Here is a 21131-nt window from a genome sequence, read left to right as displayed (position 1 = left end):
TCAGCCGGGAGGACGTGTGGTGTAGGTGAAGCGGGGCGCGCGGCGCTCCAGGAAGGCGGCGACGCCCTCGGCGGTGTCGCCGCTGCCGCGTGCCTCCCCGGCCCAGTACCCGTCCCGGTCCGTCCGGCCCGTGGCGAACTCCTTCGCCGCCGCCTGGGTCAGCTGGGACCGGGAGGCCAGCACCCGTACGTACCGCGCCACCCGCTCGTCCAGCCCGCCCGGCGGCAGCACCTCGTCGACCAGCCCGGTGCGCAGCGCCCGGCCGGTGCCGATCAGCTCGCCGGAGAACAGCAGGTGCTTCGCCGCGGCCGGGCCCACCAGGGCGACCAGCCGCCGGGTGGAGGAAGCGGCGTAGACGATGCCCAGCTTGGCCGGGGTGACCCCGAAGGATGCGCCCTCCTCCGCGAACCGCAGATCGCAGGCGGCCGCCAGCTGGCTGCCGCCGCCCACGCAGTAGCCGCGCACCGCGGCCAGCGTCGGCCGGGGGAACGCGGCGAGCGCCTCCTCGGCCGCCACCGCCAGGACCTGGGCCTCGCCCGCGCCCTCCCGCAGCGTGGAGATGTCCGCCCCGGCGCAGAAGGTGTCCCCGGCCCCGGTCAGCACCAGCACCCGGACCGCCGGGTCGTCCGCCAGCCGCTCCAGCAGCTCGGGCAGGCTCCGCCACATCGCCGAGGTCATCGCGTTGCGCTTGGCGGGGTGATGGATGACCAGGGTGGCGACGCCGTCCTCGACGGACGGGATGAGGCGGGGCTCCGTGCGGTCCATGCGCCGGATGCTATCCGCACGCTTCGAACCTATGATCAAGAAGGGGTCGTGAAGCGGACACGCACCGTGAGGAGCTGTCGATGAACGGACCCACGACGATCGGACCCGGGACCGAGGGCAGGAAGCTCAGCCGCAGCTTCGGCTGGCTCGCGCTGCTCGGAACGCTGCTGGTGATCGCGGGCGTCGTCGGCCTGGTCTACACCGGTGTCGCCACGCTCACCTCGATGCTGCTCTTCGGCTGGCTGCTGCTCGTCGGCGGCCTGGTCGGGCTGCTGCACGCCATCGAGTCGCGCGGCTCGAACTACTTCTGGCTGGGCGTCGTGGTCGCGGCCCTCAACATCGCCGCGGGTGTCGTCGTCATCCGGCACCCCGTGGTCACGGCCGAGGCGCTGACCATGTTCGCCGCCCTGCTCTTCCTCACCGGCGGGGTGTTCCGGCTGGCTGGCAGCGTCGTGGTGCGCGGCCCCCAGATGGGGTGGACGCTGCTCCAGGGCGCCTTCGGGCTGCTGCTGGGTCTGCTGGTGCTCTTCGACTGGCCGCACAGCAGCCTGTATGTTCTCGGCTGCTTCTTCTCGCTGGCCCTGCTCTTCGACGGGCTCGGTCTGATCGCCATCGGCATCGGCGGCCGGCGCATCGTCAGCATGGTCTCGCAGCGGCTCGACGATCACGGCCCGGCCCCCGCTCCGGCCTCCGCCGCCCCGGACTCGGACAAGCTGCGCAAGGCGCCGGAGGACGAGCAGAAATAGTCGGCGGCCCGACAAAGGTTGTTCAGCTTTGGACAAATAGCGCCGATACATGGCTACTTACCATCAGTGGCTCGGTACGGACCAGGCCGTTCCCAACACTCTTTACTCGACGGTCAGTGCAGAGCGAGTGAGAGCTGGTGCCGGACGATGGAGAGCCTCGGGAGTGCCCCCGCCGATCCCGTGTCGTACGAGGGGGTGTGGCGCTTCACCGCCCCCGCCGTGGACGCCTCCGTGCCCCGCGCCCGGCACGCCGTACGCGACCTCCTCGGCAGACAGGGCGCACCGATCGAGGACGAGGTCCTCCACGGGCTGCTGCTGATCGTCTCGGAGCTGGTGACCAACGCCGTCAAGCACGCGGCGCTCCTCTCGCCGGAGCTGGCCGTCGAGGTGGCCATCGCCGCCGACTGGGTCCGGGTGTCCGTCGAGGACAACCACCCCTACCGCCCCACCGCGCTGGAGACCGACTACGCGCAGACCGGCGGGCGGGGGCTGCTGCTGGTCAAGGTCGTCACCGCCGAGGTGGGCGGCACCTGCGACGTCGAGCACACCGCGGGCGGCGGCAAGATCATCTGGGCGGCGCTGCCGTTGAAGACGCAGCTCTGACCGCCCCGTACACGTCCGGGCGGCGGCTCCTCCCACCCGGATGGCGGGTCACCAGCCCGCCGAGGCGCCCGTCAGCTCACGGATCGCCGGACGCGCCGCGTCCAGCACCGTCATGAACCACGCCGAGAACGGATCCTCGGCATGCCGCTCCGCCAGCTCGGCCGCCGTCACGAACGCCGTCCCGCCGACCTCCTCGGGGTCCGGCGCCAACGTCGCCTGCGCCAGTCCCACGAACAGGTGGTTGAACTCCTGCTCCACCAGGCCCGAGGCCGGGTCCGGGTGGTTGTAGCGCACGGTGCCCGCCTCGGCCAGCAGCGACGGCGACAGGCCCAGCTCCTCGTACGTACGCCGGGCGGCGGCCGCGAACGGGGCCTCGCCCGGGTACGGGTGCCCGCAGCAGGTGTTCGACCAGACACCGGGGGAGTGGTACTTGCCGAGCGCCCGGCGCTGGAGCAGCAGCCGCCCCTGCTCGTCGAAGAGGAACACGGAGAACGCCCGGTGCAGCTGCCCGGGGGCCTGGTGGGCCGCCAGCTTCTCCGCCGTGCCGATGGTGGCGCCGTTCTCGTCGACCAGTTCGAGCATGATCGCTTCGGTGGTCCCGTCCGACGTGCTGTGCGTCGCGGTGGCTGGTGTGGTCGGCATACCCATCCTTCGCTGTGGTGCCCGGCCTCGTGCGCCGGGGACCTGGAGTCCGGTCAAGTCTGCCGCACGGAAGCCGCTTGTCCGTACTCCGGCTCCGGGCATGTCCGCCTCGCCGTACCCGGTTCTCCGGAGCCGCCGCCTCAGTGGCAGAGCCGTGCCTCGTGCTCCGCGTGGCCGCTGGGCTCCAGCTGGAAGGTGCAGTGCTCCACGTCGAAGTGGTCGCCCAGGCAGCCCTGGAGTTCGTGCAGGAGCTTCTCGTGCCCGGTGGAGTCGAACATGTCCTGGCGCACCACCACATGGGCGGAGAGCACCGGCATCCCCGAGGTGATCGTCCAGGCGTGCAGGTCGTGGACGTCGATGACGCCGGGCAGCTCCGTGATGTGTTCCCGCACCTCGGCCATGTCCACCCCCTTGGGCGCCGACTCCAGCAGGACGTTCAGGGTCTCCCTCAGCAGCTTCACGGTCCGGGGCACGATCATCAGGCCGATCACCAGCGAGGCGACGGGGTCAGCGGCCTGCCAGCCGGTGGCCAGGACGACGCCCGCCGAGACGATCACGGCGAGCGACCCCAGGGTGTCGGCCAGCACCTCCAGATAGGCGCCCCGCACGTTCAGGCTCTCCTGCCGCCCGCGCGTCAGCAGGGAGAGCGACACCACGTTGGCCACCAGGCCGACCGCGGCGAACGCGATGGCGAGGGAGCCCTTCGTCTCCGCCGGGGTGATGAAGCGCTCCACCGCCTCGAACAGCAGGAAGCCGCCGACGCCGAGCAGCAGCAGACAGTTGGCCAGCGCCGCCAGGATCTCGGCGCGGGCGAACCCGAAGGTGCGGTTGGGGCCGGCCGGCTTGTTGGCGAAGTGGATCGCGAGCAGGGCCATCCCGAGCCCCAGGGCGTCGGTGGCCATATGGGCCGCGTCCGCGATCAGGGCGAGCGAGTTCGACAGCACACCGCCGACGATCTCCATGACCATCACGCTCAGCGTGATGCCCAGGGCGACCCGCAGTCTGCTCCGGTACGCGGCGGCCGCGGTCCCCGTCGGCGGCGGCCCGCCGTGCGTGTGCCCGTGATCGTGGCCAGCCCCCATGGGACGTCCCTTCCGGTCCGTACGCCGACGCCGGGACGAGGTGCCCGACGACGCCAGTGAACTACGGGTGGGGGGTACCCGGCAACACGGTACTGAACACCGTTATCAGCTCCTCTGACCTGCGGAAACGAGGTTCGCTACCGGTCCGGGACGTTACGCAGGTCAGAGCGGTACGGAGATCGCGGACGCCCGGTCCCGAGCTCCCCGGGACGGCACACGGACGCGGTCCGCAGCGCCGTCCGGGTCCCTCCGCCACCGGGGCGCTGGGCGCGGTCCCGGAGCCCTCACGGACGCGCGGCGGAGCCCGCGTCCGGGTGGCGCAGCAGCCACCCCTCCCACGCCGACTCCACCATCTCGCGCACACCCCGCCGGGCCGCCCAGCCCAGCTCCTCGCCGATCAGCGCCGCCGACGCCACCGCCCTCGGCGCGTCACCGGCCCGCCGCGCCTCGACCACCGGCTTCGGACCGAGCCCGGTCACCTCGCCGATCACCTCGGCCAGCTCCCGTACCGAGACCCCCTCGCCCCGGCCGACGTTCACCGTCAGATCGCCGTCCCGCTCCGTCAGCCGGTGGGCGACCGCGAGATGCGCCTCGGCCAGATCGGCGACGTGGATGTAGTCGCGGACGCAGGTGCCGTCCGGAGTCGGGTAGTCGTCGCCGAAGATCCGCGGGGCCTCGCCGCGCGTCAGCCGCTCGAACATCATCGGAACGATGTTGAAGACCCCGGTGTCCGCCAGCTCCGGGGCCGCCGCGCCCGCCACGTTGAAGTACCGCAGGCAGGCGGTCGAGATCCCGTGGGCCCTCCCGGCCGCCCGCACCAGCCACTCACCGGCGAGCTTGGTCTCGCCGTACGGGTTGATCGGGGCGCAGGGCGTCTCCTCGGTGATGAGGTCCACGTCCGGTACGCCGTAGACGGCCGCCGACGACGAGAAGAGGAAGCGCCGCACACCCGCCGCGACCACGGCCTCCAGCAGGACGGCCAGCCCGGCGACGTTCTCTCGGTAGTACAGCAGCGGCTTCTCCACGGACTCGCCGACCTGCTTCTTCGCCGCGAGATGCACCACACCGCTCACCGCGTGCTCGGACAGCACCCTCGCCAGCAGCACCGGGTCCGAGGCCGAGCCCTCCACCAGCGTGACGGTCCCAGGCAGCCGCTCCACGACGCCGCTGGAGCGGTCGTCGAGCACCACGACCCGCTCTCCCGCTCCGGCCATGGTCCGCGCCACGTGCGCCCCGATGTATCCCGCCCCGCCTGTGATCAACCACGTCATGGTGGCCAGCCTAAGCCTCGCGCCCACCCGTCCCCACCGGCGGTTTGTGGCCCGGGGCGCCGATCGATGATGATGATCGCGAGCGGAACAGGACGACCGGAGCCACCCGAACAACGTACGAACGGGCGGTGAACTCGCCCTTCCGTTCATCCGATAGCCTCACCCGGCATGCCGCGGGTCCGTCCCCTGGCCACGCCGTCGTGTGCCGACCGCCGTCAACTGATCAGTGCCAAGGAGTGAGTTCGTCTGTCGACCGCCATCCTCACCGGTGCGCCGGTCCCCGGGTCGTCGCTCGCCGACGATCTGCGGTCCCTGGGCTTCGACGTGCAGAGCGCCGACGACGCCGGTGACGCCGCGGCCCTCCTCGCCGCCGTACCGGCGGGCCGCCGGGTCGCGCTCGTCGACCCCCGCTTCGTGGGCCATGTCCACGCCCTGCGCCTCGGCCTGACCGACCCGCGCTTCCCCGCCGCCGCCGTCCCCGGCGCGCTCACCGCCCGGCCCGAGGCGCGCGGCGCCCTGCTGCGGGCCCTGGAGCGCAGCGCCGCCGCCGTCGGCGCGGGCGCCCCCGTGGCCGGACCGGACGCCGGTGCCACGCCCGAGGACCCCACCCTCCCCGGCCGGATCGCCGCCGCCCTGGACGCGGAGGGCGTCGCCGTCAAGCGCCCCGAGCTGGGGTCGCTCACCGCGGCCGTCCCCGCCGACGCCGGAGCGCGGGCGACCGCCGAGCGCGCCCGCGACGCGCTCGACGACGAGGCGGTACGGCTGCGCGGCGCGGTGAAGGCCCACGACGGCTTCTTCACCACCTTCGCCGTCAGCCCCTACTCCCGCTACCTCGCCCGCTGGTGCGCCCGCCGCGGCCTCACCCCGAACCAGGTCACCACCGCGTCCCTGATCACCGCGCTCGTCGCGGCGGGCGCGGCGGCCACCGGCACCCGCGGCGGCTACATCGCCGCCGGAATCCTGCTCCTGGTCTCCTTCGTGCTGGACTGCACCGACGGGCAGCTCGCCCGCTACTCGCTCCAGTACTCAACGATGGGCGCCTGGCTCGACGCCACCTTCGACCGGGCCAAGGAGTACGCGTACTACGCGGGCCTCGCCATCGGCGCCGTGCACGCCGGCGCCAGTGACGACGTATGGGTCCTCGCGCTCGGGGCGATGGTCCTCCAGGCCTGCCGCCACGTCGTGGACTTCTCGTTCAACGAGGCCAACCACGACGCGGTCGCCAACACCAGCCCCACCGCCGCCCTCTCCGACAAGCTCGACAGCGTCGGCTGGACGGTCTGGGCGCGCCGGATGATCGTGCTGCCGATCGGCGAGCGCTGGGCCATGATCGCCGTGCTCACCGCGCTCACCACCCCCCGGATCGTCTTCTACGCCCTGCTCGTCGGCTGCGCGCTGGCCGCCTGCTACACCACCGCGGGCCGCCTGCTGCGCTCGCTGACCCGCCGGGCCACCCGCACCGAGCGCGCCGCGCGGGCCCTGGCGGACCTGGCCGACTCCGGCCCCCTCGCCCAGGGCGTCGCCGCCCTCGCCCCCGGCCTCCGGGGCGCGTACACCGCCCCGGCGCTCGCCCTGCTCGGGTCGCTCGTGATGACCGGCGGGGCCCTGTTCCTCCCGTACGGCGGCTGGCTCACCGTCGCCGCCGCTGCGGTGTACGTCGTCCTCTCCGGCCTCGCCGTGGCGCGCCCGCTCACGGGCGTCCTCGACTGGCTGGTGCCGCCCCTCTTCCGGGCCGCGGAGTACGTCACGATCCTCGTCCTGGCCGCCCGCAGCGACGCCCCGCACGCCGTCCCGGCGGCGTTCGGGCTGGTCGCGGCCGTCGCCTACCATCACTACGACACGGTGTACCGCATCCGCGGCGGCACCGGTGCTCCGCCCCGGTGGCTGGTGCGGACGATCGGCGGACACGAGGGCAGGACCACGCTGGTGGCCGTCCTCGCCGCACTCACCCCTGTCTCAGGTTTCACCACGGCCCTCACCGCGCTCGCGGTGGCCGTGGCTCTGGTGGTGCTCGTGGAGTCCATCCGCTTCTGGGTGTCCTCCTCGGCCCCCGCCGTACACGACGAAGGAGAACTCGCATGATCGGCCTCGTACTGGCAGCCGGTGCCGGACGACGTCTGCGCCCCTACACGGACACGCTCCCCAAGGCGCTCGTCCCTGTCGACGGCGACAAGACGGTCCTCGACCTGACGCTGGCCAACTTCGCCGAGGTCGGACTCACCGAGGTCGCCATCGTCGTCGGCTACCGCAAGGAGGCCGTCTACGCGCGCAAGGCCGAGCTGGAGGCCGCCTACGGCCTCACCCTCACGCTCATCGACAACGACAAGGCCGAGGAGTGGAACAACGCCTACTCCCTGTGGTGCGCCCGTGACGTCATCAAGCGCGGCGTGATCCTCGCCAACGGCGACACCGTGCACCCGGTCTCCGTCGAGAAGACCCTCCTGGACGCCCGCGGCGAGGGCCGGAGGATCATCCTCGCCCTGGACACCGAGAAGGTGCTCGCCGACGAGGAGATGAAGGTCATCACCGAGGACGGCCAGGGCGTCCGGCGCATCACCAAGCTGATGGACCCGGCCACCGCCACCGGCGAGTACATCGGCGTCACCCTCATCGAGGCCGAGGCCGCCGAGGAGCTGGCGGACGCCCTGAAGGCCACCTTCGAGCGGGACCCCGACCTCTACTACGAGGACGGCTACCAGGAGCTCGTGAACCGCGGCTTCACCGTCGACGTGGCCCCCATCGGCACCGTCACCTGGGTCGAGATCGACAACCACGACGACCTCAGGAAGGGCCGGGAGATCGCGTGCCAGTACTGACCCGGCTCATTCCGTCCCCGGTCGTCGTCGACATCCGGCGCGGCGCCATGGACGATCTGGCGGGTCTCCTGGCCGATCAGCGGATCTCCTCCTCGGGCCGGCTCGCCGTCGCGATCAGCGACGGTTCCGGGCGCGCCCTCAAGGAGAGGCTCGCCCCGGTCCTGCCGGGGGCCGACTGGTACGCCGTCTCCGACGGCACGATCGACTCGGCGGTCAAGCTCGCCGACGGCATCAAGGGCAACCGGTACGACGCGGTCGTCGGCCTCGGCGGCGGCAAGATCATCGACGTGGCGAAGTACGCCGCGGCGCGGGTCGGGCTGCCCCTGGTCGCCGTCGCGACGAACCTCTCGCACGACGGCCTGTGCTCCCCGGTCGCCACACTGGACAACGACAACGGGCGCGGCTCCTACGGGGTGCCCACCCCGATCGCCGTCGTCATCGACCTCGACGTCATCCGCGAGGCCCCCGCCCGCTACGTCCGCTCCGGCATTGGCGACGCGATCTCCAACATCTCCTGCGTCGCCGACTGGGAACTGGCCCACGAGGTCAACGGCGAGGAGATCGACGGCCTGGCCGCCGCGATGGCCCGCCAGGCGGGCGAGGCCGTGCTGCGCCACCCCGGCGGGGTCGGCGACGACGCCTTCCTCAAGGTACTGGCCGAGGGGCTCGTGCTCACCGGCATCTCGATGTCGGTCGCGGGCGACTCCCGCCCGGCGTCCGGGGCGTGCCACGAGATCAACCACGCCTTCGACCTGCTCTACCCGCAGCGCGCGGCCAGCCACGGCGAGCAGGTCGGCCTCGGCGCCTGCTTCGCCATGCACCTGCGCGGCGCCCGCCAGGATGCCCTCCTGATGGCGTCGATACTGCGCCGGCACGGACTGCCGGTCCTGCCGCAGGAGATCGGCTTCAGCGTCGACGAGTTCGTCAGGGCCGTCGACTACGCGCCGCAGACGCGACCGGGCCGCTTCACGGTCCTGGAACACCTCAACCTGTCCGCCGATCAGATCAGGGACGCGTACGCCGACTATGCCAAGACCATCAGTAGCTGAACTCCGTCCGGTCGTTCACCCGCCGGGGGTGAAGGACCGGCGCAGCGGCGAGCACTGGGCCGGGCGTCTGTACATGCGGGAGATCTCGCTGCGCGTCGACCGCTATCTGGTGAACACCCGCGTCACGCCCAACCAGGTCACGTACGTGATGACGCTCGCCGGCGCGCTGGCCGCCCCGGCGCTGCTGGTGCCCGGCATCCCGGGCGCGCTGCTCGGTGTGCTGATGGTCCAGCTCTATCTGCTGTTCGACTGCGTGGACGGCGAGCTGGCCCGGTGGAAGAAGCAGTACTCGCTCAGCGGGGTCTATCTGGACCGGGTCGCCGCCTACCTCTGCGACGCGGCGGTCCTCGTCGGTCTCGGCCTGCGCGCCGCCGACCTCTGGGGCGAGGGCCGGACCGACTGGCTCTGGGCGTTCCTCGGCACGCTCGCCGCGCTCGGCGCGATCCTGATCAAGGCCGAGACGGACCTGGTGGGTGTCGCGCGGCACCAGGGCGGTCTCCCGCCGGTCAAGGAGGCGGCCTCGGAGCCGCGCTCCTCCGGTGTGGCGCTGGCCCGCAGGGCCGCGGCCGCGCTCAAGTTCCACCGGCTGATCCTCGGCATCGAGGCGTCGCTGGTGATCCTCGTTGCGGCCGTCGTGGACGCGATCGCGGGCGGTCTCTTCTTCACCCGGCTGACCGTGGTGGTCATGGCGGGTGTCGCGCTGCTCCAGACCCTGCTGCACCTGGTGTCCGTCCTGGCCTCCAGCAGGCTGAAGTGACCTCTGCCATGCGACTGGGCGCGGTGATCATCACCATGGGCAACCGCCCCGGTGAGCTCCGCGCCCTCCTCGACTCGGTCGCCGCCCAGCACGGTGAGCGGATCGAGGTGGTGGTGGTCGGCAACGGCGCCCCGGTCCCGGACGTCCCGGCCGGGGTGCGCACGGTGGAGCTCCCCGAGAACCTGGGCATCCCCGGTGGCCGCAATGTCGGCATCGAGGCGTTCGGCCCCGGCGGAAGGGACGTGGACGCCCTGCTCTTCCTTGACGACGACGGGCTCCTGCCGAACCGGGACACCGCCGAGCTGTGCCGCCGGGCCTTCGAGGCGGACCCGAAGCTCGGGATCGTCACCTTCCGGATCGCGGACCCGGACACCGGGGTCACCCAGCGCCGCCACGTGCCCCGGCTGCGGGCGGCCGACCCGATGCGCTCCTCCCGCGTCACGACCTTCCTCGGCGGCGCGAACGCCGTACGGACCCGGGTCATCGCCGAGGTCGGTCCGCTGCCCGAGGAGTTCTTCTACGCCCACGAGGAGACGGACCTGGCCTGGCGTGCGCTGGACGCGGGCTGGATGATCGACTACCGCTCGGACCTGGTGCTGCACCACCCGACCACCGCGCCCTCGCGGCACGCGGTCTACCACCGCATGGTGGCCCGCAACCGGGTCTGGCTCGCCCGGCGCAACCTGCCCGCCCCGCTGGTCCCGCTCTACCTGGCGGTCTGGCTGCTGCTGACGCTGGTCAGACGGCCCTCGCGGCCCGCGCTGAGGGCATGGCTCGGCGGATTCCGGGAAGGGTGGAGAACGCCCTGCGGCCCTCGCCGCCCGATGAAGTGGCGTACGGTGTGGCGGCTGACGAGGCTGGGCCGACCTCCGGTCATCTGAGAAGCTTTCCTCTGAGAGCATGAGGCGTATTTTCTTTCCGGAACCTGTCCGCCTGAGCCGCGCCCGCGACTGGCTGCGCGTGAAGACGAGAGTTTCAACTTGTGAGTGAGACGACCCACGACGGTGGGGTAGCCCTCGGCACCCCGCCGTCCGCCCACGAGGGCCTCAGCGCCGCCCAACTCGCTGAGAAGCACGGCCTGACCGAGAGCGGCGCCAGGCCGGGGCTGTTGGAGTACCTGCGACAGCTCTGGGGCCGACGCCACTTCATCCTGGCCTTCTCCCGGGCGAAGCTGACCGCGCAGTACAGCCAGGCCAAGCTGGGCCAGCTGTGGCAGGTGGTCACCCCTCTGCTGAACGCCGCTGTCTATTACCTGATCTTCGGTCTGATCCTGGGGACCAGGGAGGGAATTCCCCACGACGTCTTCGTGCCGTTCCTGGTCACCGGCGTCTTCGTCTTCACCTTCACCCAGAGCTCCGTGATGGCGGGCGTCCGGTCGATCTCCGGCAACCTCGGGCTGGTGCGGGCGCTGCACTTCCCCCGGGCCTCGCTCCCGGTCTCCTTCTCGCTCCAGCAGCTCCAGCAGCTGCTGTTCTCGATGATCGTCATGGTCGCGGTCACCGTCATCTTCGGCAGCTACCCCTCGCTGTCCTGGCTGCTGGTGATCCCCGCCCTGCTGCTCCAGTTCGTCTTCAACACCGGACTGGCCCTCGTCATGGCCCGGCTGGGTGCGAAGACCCCCGACCTCGCCCAGCTGATGCCGTTCGTGATGCGCACCTGGATGTACGCCTCGGGCGTCATGTTCTCCATCCCGGTGATGCTCAAGGACAAGCCGGCCTGGATCGCGGACGTGCTCCAGTACAACCCGGCGGCGATCTACATGGATCTGGTCCGCTTCGCCATGATCGACGGCTACGGCTCCGAGAACCTGCCGGACCACGTCTGGGCCGCCGGTCTGGGCTGGGCCGTGCTGCTGGGCGTCGTGGGATTCGTGTACTTCTGGAAGGCGGAGGAGCGGTACGGCCGTGGCTGACGACAACGCGCAGGGGCGCATCCCCACGGTGATCGCCGACGACGTGCACATCGTGTACCGGGTCAACGGCGCGGGCGGCGGCCGGGGCAGCGCCACGGCGGCGCTGAGCCGCATGCTGCGCCGCGGCAAGGGCGAGCCGCGCGGGGTGCGCAAGGTGCACGCCGTGCGCGGCGTCTCCTTCACCGCCTACCGCGGCGAGGCCATCGGCCTGATCGGCACCAACGGCTCCGGCAAGTCGACGCTGCTGCGGGCCATCGCCGGTCTGCTGCCCACCGAATCCGGCCACGTCTACACCGACGGCCAGCCCTCGCTGCTCGGCGTGAACGCGGCGCTGATGAGCGACCTCACCGGCGAGCGCAACGTGGTGCTCGGCGGACTGGCCATGGGGATGACCCAGGCGGAGATCCGCTCCCGCTACCAGGAGATCGTCGACTTCTCCGGGATCAACGAGAAGGGCGACTTCATCACGCTGCCGATGCGGACGTACTCCTCCGGCATGGCGGCCCGGCTGCGCTTCTCGATCGCCGCGGCCAAGAACCACGACGTCCTCATGATCGACGAGGCGCTGGCCACCGGCGACCGCAAGTTCCGCATCCGCTCCGAGGAACGCATCCGCGAACTGCGCAAGGAGGCGGGCACGGTCTTCCTGGTCAGCCACAACAACAAGTCGATCCGGGACACCTGCGACCGGGCGCTGTGGCTGGAGAAGGGCGAACTCCTGATGGACGGGCCCACCGAGGACGTCCTCAAGGCGTACGAGCACGAGACGGGCAAGTAACCCGCACGCCACCCGTGGCCCCCGCCGGACCGGTCCGGCGGGGGCCACGCGGTGTCCGGCGCACCCCCGGCCCCGCGGTGCCCGCCCCGGGGGATCTCCTCCCGGCGGATGAGGTGAAGTCGCCCGCGCCCGGCGAAGGTTGACAGGGCCGACGGCGAAACGGCGGCAGGGGTTCCACCCCACCGATCCCTTGTCGGTCGTACAACGTAGGCTGGAGCCGTGCTGATTCACGGCAAGTGGGGCAATACACCCCGGCGCTTCGCCCGCTGTACCGCAGTGCACTCGGAAGCGTGAGCGGCGTGTCCGAAAAGGGTTGTTTTGGGTCAGCAGTGTAGAACGGGAGATGTGACGGCACCGATGGAAGATCTCCAGCTCCGACGTGGTTGCGCCGTCCCCGCGCCGGGCGGTCCGCAGTGACCTCCACCCCCCAGGCGCGCACCGGCGACGCCACACTCGGCAAGGCCGCGGACGAGAACTTCCCCGTGGCCCCCTTCTTCCTGCCCCGCGCCTGGCGCGAGGACCTGATGGCGGTCTACGGCTTCGCCCGGCTCGTCGACGACATCGGCGACGGCGACCTCGCCCCCGGCGGCGCCGACGCCCGCCACCTGGGCCTGGAACCGGAGCAGAGCGAGGACCGGCTCGCCATGCTCGACGCCCTCGAAACCGACCTGCACCGGGTCTTCGCCACCACCGGCGCGGAGCCGCACCACCCCCTGCTGCGCGCCCTGCGCCCCACCGTGCGGCGCCGCGCGCTCACCCCCGAGCCCTTCACCGGCCTGATCGAGGCCAACCGGCAGGACCAGAAGATCCGCCGCTACACCACCTACGCCGAGCTCGCCGCCTACTGCGAGCTCTCCGCCAACCCGGTCGGCCGCCTGGTCCTCGCCCTCACCGGCACCGCGAGCCCGGAGCGCATCCGTCGCTCCGACGCGGTCTGCACCGCGCTCCAGATCGTCGAGCACCTCCAGGACGTGTCCGAGGACCTCGCGCGCGACCGGATCTATCTGCCCGCCGAGGACATGGCACGCTTCCACGTCACCGCGTCCGACCTTTCCCGGCCGTCCGCCGGGGCCTCGGTGCGCGCCCTGATCGCCTTCGAGGCCCAGCGCGCGAGCGACCTGCTGGAAGCGGGCACCCCCCTGGTGGGCAGTGTCGACGGCAGGCTCCGGCTGCTCCTCGCCGGGTTCGTCGGAGGCGGCCGCGCCGCCCTCGCCGCGATCTCGGCCGCCGGGTTCGACGTCCTGCCCGGACCGCCCAAGCCCACCAAGCCCAGGCTGCTGCGCGAAGTGGGCACCGTCTTGCGAAGAGCGCGTGGAGAGAGGTGAGCCGGACCGTGGAGGGACAGCCGACGTACATGTCGCCGCCGGTGCAGGCCGCATACCGTTACTGCGAAGCCGTCACCGGACAGCAGGCGCGTAACTTCGCCTACGGCATCAGGCTGCTGCCGCTGGAGAAGCGGCAGGCCATGTCGGCGCTGTACGCCTTCTCCCGGCGGGTCGACGACATCGGCGACGGGGAGCTGGACCCGGGGACCAAGCGCACCCGGCTGGAGAGCACCCGCGAGCTGCTCGACCGGGTCCGCCACGGCAAGATCGAGGAGGACGACACCGACCCGGTGGCCGTCGCGCTCGCCGACGCCGCCCGGCGCTTCCCGCTGCCGCTCGAAGGGCTCGACGAGCTGATCGACGGCGTCCTGATGGACGTCCGGGGCGCGACCTACGAGACCTGGGACGACCTCAAGACCTACTGCCGCTGCGTCGCGGGCGCCATCGGCCGCCTCAGCCTCGGCGTGTTCGGTACGGCCCCGGGAGCCCCCGGGGCCGAGCGGGCCGCGGAGTACGCCGACACCCTCGGCCTCGCCCTCCAGCTCACCAACATCCTGCGCGACGTCCGCGAGGACGCCGGAAACGGGCGCACCTACCTGCCCGCCGACGACCTGGCCACGTTCGGCTGCTCCGCCGGATTCCACCGGGCCACCCCGCCGCCCGGCTCGGACTTCGCGGGCCTGGTCCACTTCGAGGTCCGCCGCGCCCGCGCCCTCTTCGCCGAGGGCTACCGCCTGCTGCCGATGCTCGACCGCCGCAGCGGCGCCTGCGTGGCCGCCATGGCCGGGATCTACCGCCGCCTCCTCGACCGGATCGAACGCGACCCCGAGGCCGTCCTGCGCGGCCGGGTCTCGCTGCCCGGTCACGAGAAGGCGTACGTCGCGGTGCGCGGCCTGTCCGGCCTGGACACCCGCCAGATCGCGAAGCTCACCCCCCGGGAGCGGTACTGATGCGACCGCCCGCCCCCGGGCCCGGGGCAACCCCCAGGTGGCCCGACGCGTCCCTGACTGGGACGATCTTCAGGACGGCGACCCGCCGCTCCACGACGACCCGGCGAGAGGGGCACGCATGAGCGACGACACCCCGCGCCCCGTCGCGGTCGTCGTCGGCGGCGGCCTCGCGGGCGTCACCGCCGCCCTCCTGCTGGCCGACGCCGGACTCGACGTGACCCTGCTGGAGGGGCGCCCCCGCCTCGGCGGCCTCGCCTTCTCCTTCCAGCGCGGCGACCTCACCGTCGACAACGGCCAGCACGTCTACCTGCGCTGCTGCACCGGCTACCGCTGGTTCCTCGACCGGATCGACGCCGCCCACCTGGCCCCCCTCCAGGACCGCCTGGACGTGCCCGTGCTCGACGTCGGCCGGGCCGCGGGGCCCCGCCTGGGGCGTATCCGGCGCACCGCCCTGCCCGTGCCGCTGCACCTGGCGGGCGGTCTCGCCGCCTATCCGCACCTCTCGCTCGCCGAGAAGGCGTCCGTCGGTCGCGCCGCGCTCGCCCTCGCCCGGCTCGACCCCGCCGACCCCGAGCTGGACCGCGTCGACTTCGGCACCTGGCTGCGCCGCCACGGCCAGTCGCCGCGTACCGTCGAAGCCCTCTGGGACCTCGTCGGCGTCGCCACTCTCAACGCCGTCGCACCCGACGCCTCCATGGCGCTCGCCGCCAAGGTCTTCACCACCGGCCTGCTCTCCGAGCCCGGTGCCGCCGACATCGGCTGGGCCGCCGTCCCCCTGGGCGAACTGCACGACACGCTCGCCCGTAAGGCCCTGGACACCGCGGGCGTCCGCACCGAGCTCCGCGCCAAGGCGGGCTCCGTGACCCGTACCGAGGACGGCCGGTGGACCGTGGAGACGGCAGGGGAGCGGATCACCGCCGACACCGTCGTCCTCGCCGTCCCGCAGACCGAGACCCACGACCTGCTGCCCCCGGGCGCGCTGGACGAGCCGGACCTGCTGCTGGACATCCCCTACGCGCCCATCCTCAACGTGCACGTCGTCTACGACCGTCCGGTGCTGCGCCGCCCGTTCTTCGCGGCCATCGGCTCCCCGGTGCAGTGGGTCTTCGACCGTACGCACTCCTCGGGGCTGAAGGGCCCCGGACAGTATCTGGCCGTCTCGCAGTCCGCCGCCCAGGACGAGATCGACCTGCCCGTCGCCGAGCTGCGCGCCCGCTACCTGCCCGAACTGGAGCGGCTGCTCCCCGCCGCCCGCGGCGCGGGCGTCCGCGACTTCTTCGTCACCCGGGAACGCACCGCCACCTTCGCCCCCGCCCCGGGCGTCGGACGGCTGCGCCCCGGCCCCCGCACCCGGGCGCCCGGCCTCCAGTTGGCGGGAGCCTGGACCGACACCGGCTGGCCCGCGACGATGGAGGGTGCTGTGCGCAGCGGCGCGGCCGCCGCCGACGCCGCCCTTCAGGAGCTCGGCCGCCCCCAGGGACATCCGCTTCAGGAGGCGGCATGAGCAGTACCACCGGAACAAGAGGAGAGTCAGTGACCCCGGCGAATCCGGCTTCCGACACCGTGGCCGACGCCACGGACGTCACCGCGCTTCTGGAGCGCGGACGAGCCCTGTCAGCGCCGGTTCTGCGGGCGGCCGTGGACCGGCTCGCGCCGCCCATGGACACCGTCGCGGCCTACCACTTCGGCTGGATCGACGCCGAGGGCCACCCCTCGGACGGCGACGGCGGCAAGGCGGTGCGACCCGCGCTCGCCCTGCTGTCCGCGGAGGCGGCGGGCGCCCCGGCCGAGGCCGGCATCCCCGGCGCGGTGGCCGTCGAACTCGTGCACAACTTCTCGCTGCTGCACGACGACCTGATGGACGGCGACGAACAGCGCCGCCACCGCGACACCGTGTGGAAGGTGCACGGTCCCGCCCAGGCGATCCTGGTCGGCGACGCGCTCTTCGCGCTCGCCTACGACCTGCTGCTTGAGCTGGGCACGGTCGAGGCGGGCCGCGCGGCCCGCCGCCTGACCACCGCCACCCGCAAGCTCATCGACGGCCAGGCCCAGGACATCTCCTACGAGCACCGCGAGCGGGTCACCGTCGAGGAGTGCCTGGAGATGGAGGGCAACAAGACCGGCGCGCTGCTGGCGTGCGCCGTCTCCATCGGCGCGGTGCTCGGCGGCGCCGGCGACCGCACCGCCGACACCCTGGAGGCGTACGGCTACCACCTCGGCCTCGCCTTCCAGGCCGTCGACGACCTGCTCGGCATCTGGGGCGACCCGGAGTCGACCGGCAAGCAGACCTGGAGCGACCTGCGCCAGCGCAAGAAGTCCCTCCCCGTCGTCGCCGCCCTCGCCGCGGGCGGCGAGGCCTCCGAGCGGCTGGGCGAACTGCTCGCCGCCGACGCCAAGAGCTCCGACTTCGACAGCTTCTCCGAGGAGGAGTTCGCCGCCCGCGCCGCCCTCATCGAGGAGGCGGGCGGCCGCGAGTGGACCGCCCAGGAGGCCCGTCGTCAGCACGCGGTCGCCCTTGAGGCGCTGCACGCCGTCGACATGCCGCACCGGGTGCGGGAGCAGCTCACCGCCCTCGCGGACTTCGTGGTGGTACGCAAGAGATGACCAGCACACGCATATGACTCGCAGTCGCCGGCCGGTGCCCTGACCCGGGCGCCGGCCGACGGAGACCCCAGCACAGCAGAGAAACCGCACTGCACTGAGGGGAAACTCATGACAGCGACGACCGACGGATCCACCGGGGCCGCCAACCTGTCGGCACTCCCGGCCGCCGATCCGCACGACAAGAACCCGGGCGCGGACGAGGTGCTCGCCGCCGCGCACGAGGCCGCGGAACGCTCCGTGGCCCACCTCCTGGCCCGCCAGGACGAGCAGGGCTGGTGGAAGGGCGACCTGGCCACCAACGTCACCATGGACGCCGAGGACCTGCTCCTGCGTCAGTTCCTGGGCATCCTGGACCCCGGGACCGTCCGGGCGTCCGCCCTCTTCATCCGGGGCGAGCAGCTCGGCGACGGCACCTGGAACACCTTCCACGGCGGCCCCGCCGACCTCTCCGCCACCGTCGAGGCGTACGTCGCGCTGCGGCTGGCCGGGGACCGCCCCGAGGAACCGCACATGGCGCGGGCCTCCGGCTGGATCAGGGAGCAGGGCGGCATCGCGGCCGCCCGGGTGTTCACCCGGATCTGGCTGGCCCTGTTCGGCTGGTGGAAGTGGGACGACCTCCCCCAGCTCCCGCCCGAGCTGATGTTCCTCCCCAAGTGGGTCCCGCTCAACATCTACGACTTCGGCTGCTGGGCCCGGCAGACCATCGTTCCCCTGACCATCGTCTCGGCGAAGCGCCCCGTGCGCCCCGCGCCCTTCGCCCTGGACGAGCTGCACACCGACCCCCGCCACCCCAACCCGGCCAGGAAGCCCGCCCCGGCGGCCAGTTGGGACGGCTTCTTCCAGCGCCTCGACAAGGGACTGCACCTCTACCACAAGGTGGCCCCGCGTCCGCTGCGCCGGATCGCGATGAACGTGGCCGCCCGCTGGATCATCGAACGCCAGGAGAACGACGGCTGCTGGGGCGGCATCCAGCCCCCGGCCGTCTACTCCGTCATCGCCCTGCACCTGCTCGGCTACGACCTGGACCACCCGGTGATGAAGGCGGGCCTGGCCTCGCTGGACCGGTTCGCCGTCCACCGCGAGGACGGGGCCCGGATGGTCGAGGCCTGCCAGTCGCCCGTCTGGGACACCTGCCTGGCCGCCATCGCGCTGGCCGACGCCGGACTCAGACCCGACCACCCGGCCCTGGTGAAGGCCGCCGACTGGATGCTGGACGAGGAGATCACCCGGCCCGGGGACTGGTCGGTACGGAAACCCGGACTGGCCCCAGGAGGCTGGGCGTTCGAGTTCCACAACGACAACTACCCGGACATCGACGACACCGCCGAAGTCGTCCTGGCGCTGCGCCGGGTGCGCCACCCCGACCCCGCCCGGCTGGAGGCGGCGATCGCCCGCGGGGTGCGCTGGAACCTCGGGATGCAGTCCCGCAACGGGGCGTGGGGCGCGTTCGACGCGGACAACACCAGCGCCTTCCCCAACCGCCTGCCGTTCTGCGACTTCGGCGAGGTCATCGACCCCCCGTCGGCCGACGTCACCGGCCATGTCGTGGAGATGCTCGCCGTCGAGGGGCTGTCCGGCCACCCCCGTACCCGCCGGGGCGTGGACTGGCTGCTCGCCGAACAGGAGGCGTGCGGCGCCTGGTTCGGCCGCTGGGGCGTCAACTACGTCTACGGCACCGGGTCCGTGGTCCCCGCGCTGATCGCGGCGGGACTGCCCGCCGGACACCCGGCGGTCCGCCGGGCCGTCGCCTGGCTGGAGTCCGTGCAGAACGACGACGGCGGCTGGGGCGAGGACCTGCGCTCCTACCAGGAGGAGAAGTGGATCGGCCACGGTGAGTCCACCGCCTCCCAGACCGCCTGGGCGCTGCTGGCCCTGCTCGCCGCAGGCCGCCGCGACACCCGGGCGGTGGCCCGCGGGGTCACCTGGCTGACCGAGGCCCAGCAGGCCGACGGCTCCTGGGACGAGCCGTACTTCACCGGCACCGGCTTCCCGTGGGACTTCTCCATCAACTACCACCTCTACCGCCAGGTCTTCCCGCTCACCGCCCTCGGGCGCTACGTCCACGGCGACCCGTTCGCCGACCGGGCGGACGCCACCGGGGGAGCCTGATGGGCCAACCGCGCGGACACCGGCACCCCGAGCCGCCGCTGCTGGTCGCCTGCGCGCTCGGCATCGAGCAGGTGGCCCTGCGCAGCGGCGGGGGCGTCCGCGGTCCCGTGCGGGTCCTGCGCACCGGAATGGGCCCCCGGGCGGCGGAGATGGCCGTGGCGCGCGCCCTGGGGCCCGGCGGAGCCCCCGGCGCCGGGGTCATCGCCTCCGGTTTCTGCGCGGGGCTCGCCCCCGGGATGCACCCCGGTGACCTGGTCGTCGCCGAGGAGACCCGGGACGCCGACGGCGCCACCCCGTGCTCCGGCACCGGCGTCCTGGTCGCCGCGCTCTCCCGTGCCCTCCCCGGACGCACCGTCCACACCGGCCCGCTGACCGGCTCCGACCACGTCGTACGGGGCCCGGAGCGGGCCGCGCTGCGGGCCGGCGGGGCCATCGCCGTGGACATGGAGTCCGCCGCGACACTGCGCACCGCGCTGTGCCACGGACCGCGCCCGGTTGCGGCCGTCCGGGTGGTCGTGGACGCTCCAGAGCATGAGCTGGTCCGAATCGGCACACTACGCGGTGGAATATCAGCCTTCCGCGTTCTTCGTGCCGTCCTTCCGGCTTTTTACGAATGGCACCGATCTTTGCTGCTCCCCAGGAGGTGAGCCAGATGGCCATGCCGCTCCGTCAGTCCATCAAGGTGGCGACGTATCTCTTCGAACAGAAGCTCCGCAAGCGTGAGAAGTTCCCGCTGATCGTCGAGCTGGAGCCGTTGTTCGCCTGCAACCTCGCCTGTGAGGGCTGCGGGAAGATCCAGCACCCGGCCGGTGTCCTGAAGCAGCGCATGCCGGTCGCGCAGGCGGTGGGCGCCGTCCTCGAATCCGGTGCCCCCATGGTGTCCATCGCGGGTGGCGAGCCCCTGATGCACCCGCAGATCGACGAGATCGTGCGCCAGCTCGTCGCGAAGAAGAAGTACGTCTTCCTCTGCACCAACGCGATGCTGATGCGCAAGAAGCTCGACAAGTTCACCCCCTCGCCCTACTTCGCCTTCGCGGTGCACATCGACGGACTGCGCGAGCGGCACGACGAGTCGGTCGCCAAGGAGGGCGTCTTCGACGAGGCGGTGGAGGCGATGAAGGAGGCCAGACGGCGTGGCTTCCGCATCACCACCAACTCCACCTTCTTCAACACCGACACCCCGCAGACCGTCATCGAGGTCCTGAACTACCTCAACGACGACCTCAAGGTGGACGAGATGATGATCTCGCCCGCCTACGCCTACGAGAAGGCCCCCGACCAGGAGCACTTCCTCGGCGTCGACCAGACCCGCGAGCTGTTCAAGAAGGCCTTCGCGGGCGGCAACCGGGCCCGCTGGCGGCTCAACCACTCGCCGCTCTTCCTGGACTTCCTGGAGGGCAAGGCGGACTTCCCCTGCACCGCCTGGGCCATCCCCAACTACTCGCTCTTCGGCTGGCAGCGCCCCTGCTACCTGATGAGCGACGGCTACGTACCGACGTACCGCGAGCTGATCGAGGAGACCGACTGGGACAAGTACGGCCGGGGCAAGGATCCGCGCTGCGCCAACTGCATGGCGCACTGCGGCTACGAGCCCACGGCGGTGCTCGCCACCATGGGTTCCCTGAAGGAGTCCCTACGCGCCGCGCGGGAGACCGTCGGCGGGAGCCGGTGACGAGGTGAACGGCGTACGGCGGGCGGCCCGGGACCTCCCGGGCGGCCCGC

Annotated in this window: 20 protein-coding genes; 16 read left to right on the top strand and 4 right to left on the bottom strand. The window is 72.2% G+C overall.

Translation table 11 applies throughout. From position 1 onward, the window contains the following. Nucleotides 1-765, bottom strand: a complete 765-nt coding sequence (locus ACIRRU_RS29025) for an enoyl-CoA hydratase/isomerase family protein (RefSeq protein WP_403685332.1) — start codon at nt 763-765, stop codon at nt 1-3. Between the two features lie 80 nt (nt 766-845). Between ACIRRU_RS29025 and ACIRRU_RS29020 the strand changes: the two genes are divergently transcribed. Together ACIRRU_RS29020 and ACIRRU_RS29015 are read left to right on the top strand one after the other, a co-directional pair. Further along, a complete protein-coding gene (locus ACIRRU_RS29020; RefSeq protein WP_403685330.1) occupies nt 846-1511 on the top strand; it encodes an HdeD family acid-resistance protein in 666 nt (221 codons plus the stop codon). 147 nt (nt 1512-1658) lie between these two features. Further along, nucleotides 1659-2114: an ATP-binding protein gene (locus ACIRRU_RS29015; protein WP_403685329.1), complete on the top strand. Its 456-nt coding sequence runs from the start codon at nt 1659-1661 to the stop codon at nt 2112-2114. A 48-nt stretch (nt 2115-2162) separates the two neighbouring features. Here the strand turns inward: ACIRRU_RS29015 and idi are convergent, their stop codons facing one another. The 3 genes from idi to galE all read right to left on the bottom strand — a co-directional run bounded on the left by idi (nt 2163) and on the right by galE (nt 5109). Beyond that, entirely contained in the window at nt 2163-2756 is a 594-nt protein-coding gene (gene idi / locus ACIRRU_RS29010) for an isopentenyl-diphosphate Delta-isomerase (RefSeq protein WP_403685328.1), read from the bottom strand. Between the two features lie 140 nt (nt 2757-2896). Beyond that, nucleotides 2897-3838: a cation diffusion facilitator family transporter gene (locus ACIRRU_RS29005; RefSeq protein ID WP_363200093.1), complete on the bottom strand. Its 942-nt coding sequence runs from the start codon at nt 3836-3838 to the stop codon at nt 2897-2899. A 284-nt stretch (nt 3839-4122) separates the two neighbouring features. Next, a complete protein-coding gene (gene galE, locus ACIRRU_RS29000; RefSeq protein ID WP_403685326.1) occupies nt 4123-5109 on the bottom strand; it encodes a UDP-glucose 4-epimerase GalE in 987 nt (328 codons plus the stop codon). 324 nt (nt 5110-5433) lie between these two features. Between galE and ACIRRU_RS28995 the strand changes: the two genes are divergently transcribed. The 14 genes from ACIRRU_RS28995 to hpnH all read left to right on the top strand — a co-directional run bounded on the left by ACIRRU_RS28995 (nt 5434) and on the right by hpnH (nt 21081). Further along, entirely contained in the window at nt 5434-7191 is a 1758-nt protein-coding gene (locus tag ACIRRU_RS28995) for a DUF5941 domain-containing protein (protein WP_403685324.1), read from the top strand. Then, the gene (locus ACIRRU_RS28990; protein ID WP_403685323.1) at nt 7188-7925 is read left to right on the top strand and encodes a sugar phosphate nucleotidyltransferase; all 738 of its coding nucleotides are present in this window, start codon (nt 7188-7190) and stop codon (nt 7923-7925) included. Before ACIRRU_RS28995 ends, ACIRRU_RS28990 begins: the two co-directional genes overlap by 4 nt. Next, complete coding sequence (locus ACIRRU_RS28985) at nt 7913-8974, top strand: iron-containing alcohol dehydrogenase family protein (RefSeq protein ID WP_363200088.1); 1062 nt, start codon at nt 7913-7915, stop codon at nt 8972-8974. Before ACIRRU_RS28990 ends, ACIRRU_RS28985 begins: the two co-directional genes overlap by 13 nt. Beyond that, entirely contained in the window at nt 8952-9731 is a 780-nt protein-coding gene (locus ACIRRU_RS28980; RefSeq protein WP_403685321.1) for a CDP-alcohol phosphatidyltransferase family protein, read from the top strand. Before ACIRRU_RS28985 ends, ACIRRU_RS28980 begins: the two co-directional genes overlap by 23 nt. An 8-nt stretch (nt 9732-9739) precedes the next feature. Then, complete coding sequence (locus ACIRRU_RS28975; RefSeq protein WP_403685341.1) at nt 9740-10612, top strand: glycosyltransferase family 2 protein; 873 nt, start codon at nt 9740-9742, stop codon at nt 10610-10612. A gap of 101 nt (nt 10613-10713) precedes the next feature. After that, on the top strand, nt 10714-11643 hold the full coding sequence (locus ACIRRU_RS28970; protein ID WP_403685320.1) for an ABC transporter permease: 930 nt from the start codon (nt 10714-10716) through the stop codon (nt 11641-11643). Next, complete coding sequence (locus ACIRRU_RS28965; protein ID WP_363200085.1) at nt 11636-12421, top strand: ABC transporter ATP-binding protein; 786 nt, start codon at nt 11636-11638, stop codon at nt 12419-12421. Before ACIRRU_RS28970 ends, ACIRRU_RS28965 begins: the two co-directional genes overlap by 8 nt. A 413-nt stretch (nt 12422-12834) precedes the next feature. Further along, on the top strand, nt 12835-13746 hold the full coding sequence (hpnC, locus tag ACIRRU_RS28960) for a squalene synthase HpnC (protein ID WP_403685319.1): 912 nt from the start codon (nt 12835-12837) through the stop codon (nt 13744-13746). Next, entirely contained in the window at nt 13743-14696 is a 954-nt protein-coding gene (gene hpnD, locus ACIRRU_RS28955) for a presqualene diphosphate synthase HpnD (RefSeq protein ID WP_403685317.1), read from the top strand. The genes hpnC and hpnD overlap by 4 nt, the downstream gene beginning before the upstream one ends. A 118-nt stretch (nt 14697-14814) precedes the next feature. After that, nucleotides 14815-16200, top strand: a complete 1386-nt coding sequence (gene hpnE, locus ACIRRU_RS28950; protein ID WP_403685316.1) for a hydroxysqualene dehydroxylase HpnE — start codon at nt 14815-14817, stop codon at nt 16198-16200. Next, nucleotides 16197-17300 (top strand): polyprenyl synthetase family protein, encoded by a 1104-nt coding sequence (locus tag ACIRRU_RS28945; protein WP_403685315.1) that lies wholly within the window; start codon nt 16197-16199, stop codon nt 17298-17300. The genes hpnE and ACIRRU_RS28945 overlap by 4 nt, the downstream gene beginning before the upstream one ends. 108 nt (nt 17301-17408) lie before the next feature. Further along, the gene (shc, locus tag ACIRRU_RS28940; RefSeq protein WP_403685314.1) at nt 17409-19409 is read left to right on the top strand and encodes a squalene--hopene cyclase; all 2001 of its coding nucleotides are present in this window, start codon (nt 17409-17411) and stop codon (nt 19407-19409) included. Then, complete coding sequence (locus tag ACIRRU_RS28935) at nt 19409-20056, top strand: 1-hydroxy-2-methyl-2-butenyl 4-diphosphate reductase (RefSeq protein ID WP_403685313.1); 648 nt, start codon at nt 19409-19411, stop codon at nt 20054-20056. The genes shc and ACIRRU_RS28935 overlap by 1 nt, the downstream gene beginning before the upstream one ends. A 5-nt stretch (nt 20057-20061) precedes the next feature. Continuing rightward, a complete protein-coding gene (gene hpnH / locus ACIRRU_RS28930; RefSeq protein WP_363200077.1) occupies nt 20062-21081 on the top strand; it encodes an adenosyl-hopene transferase HpnH in 1020 nt (339 codons plus the stop codon). Nucleotides 21082-21131: the final 50 nt, after the last annotated feature.

Origin of the sequence: Streptomyces sp. NPDC101181 (genome assembly GCF_044767975.1) — a bacterium.
Taxonomy (GTDB): Bacteria; Actinomycetota; Actinomycetes; order Streptomycetales; family Streptomycetaceae; genus Streptomyces.
The sequence above is the reverse complement of the archived record's forward strand: the minus strand, read 5'-3'. Positions and strand labels throughout refer to the sequence as shown.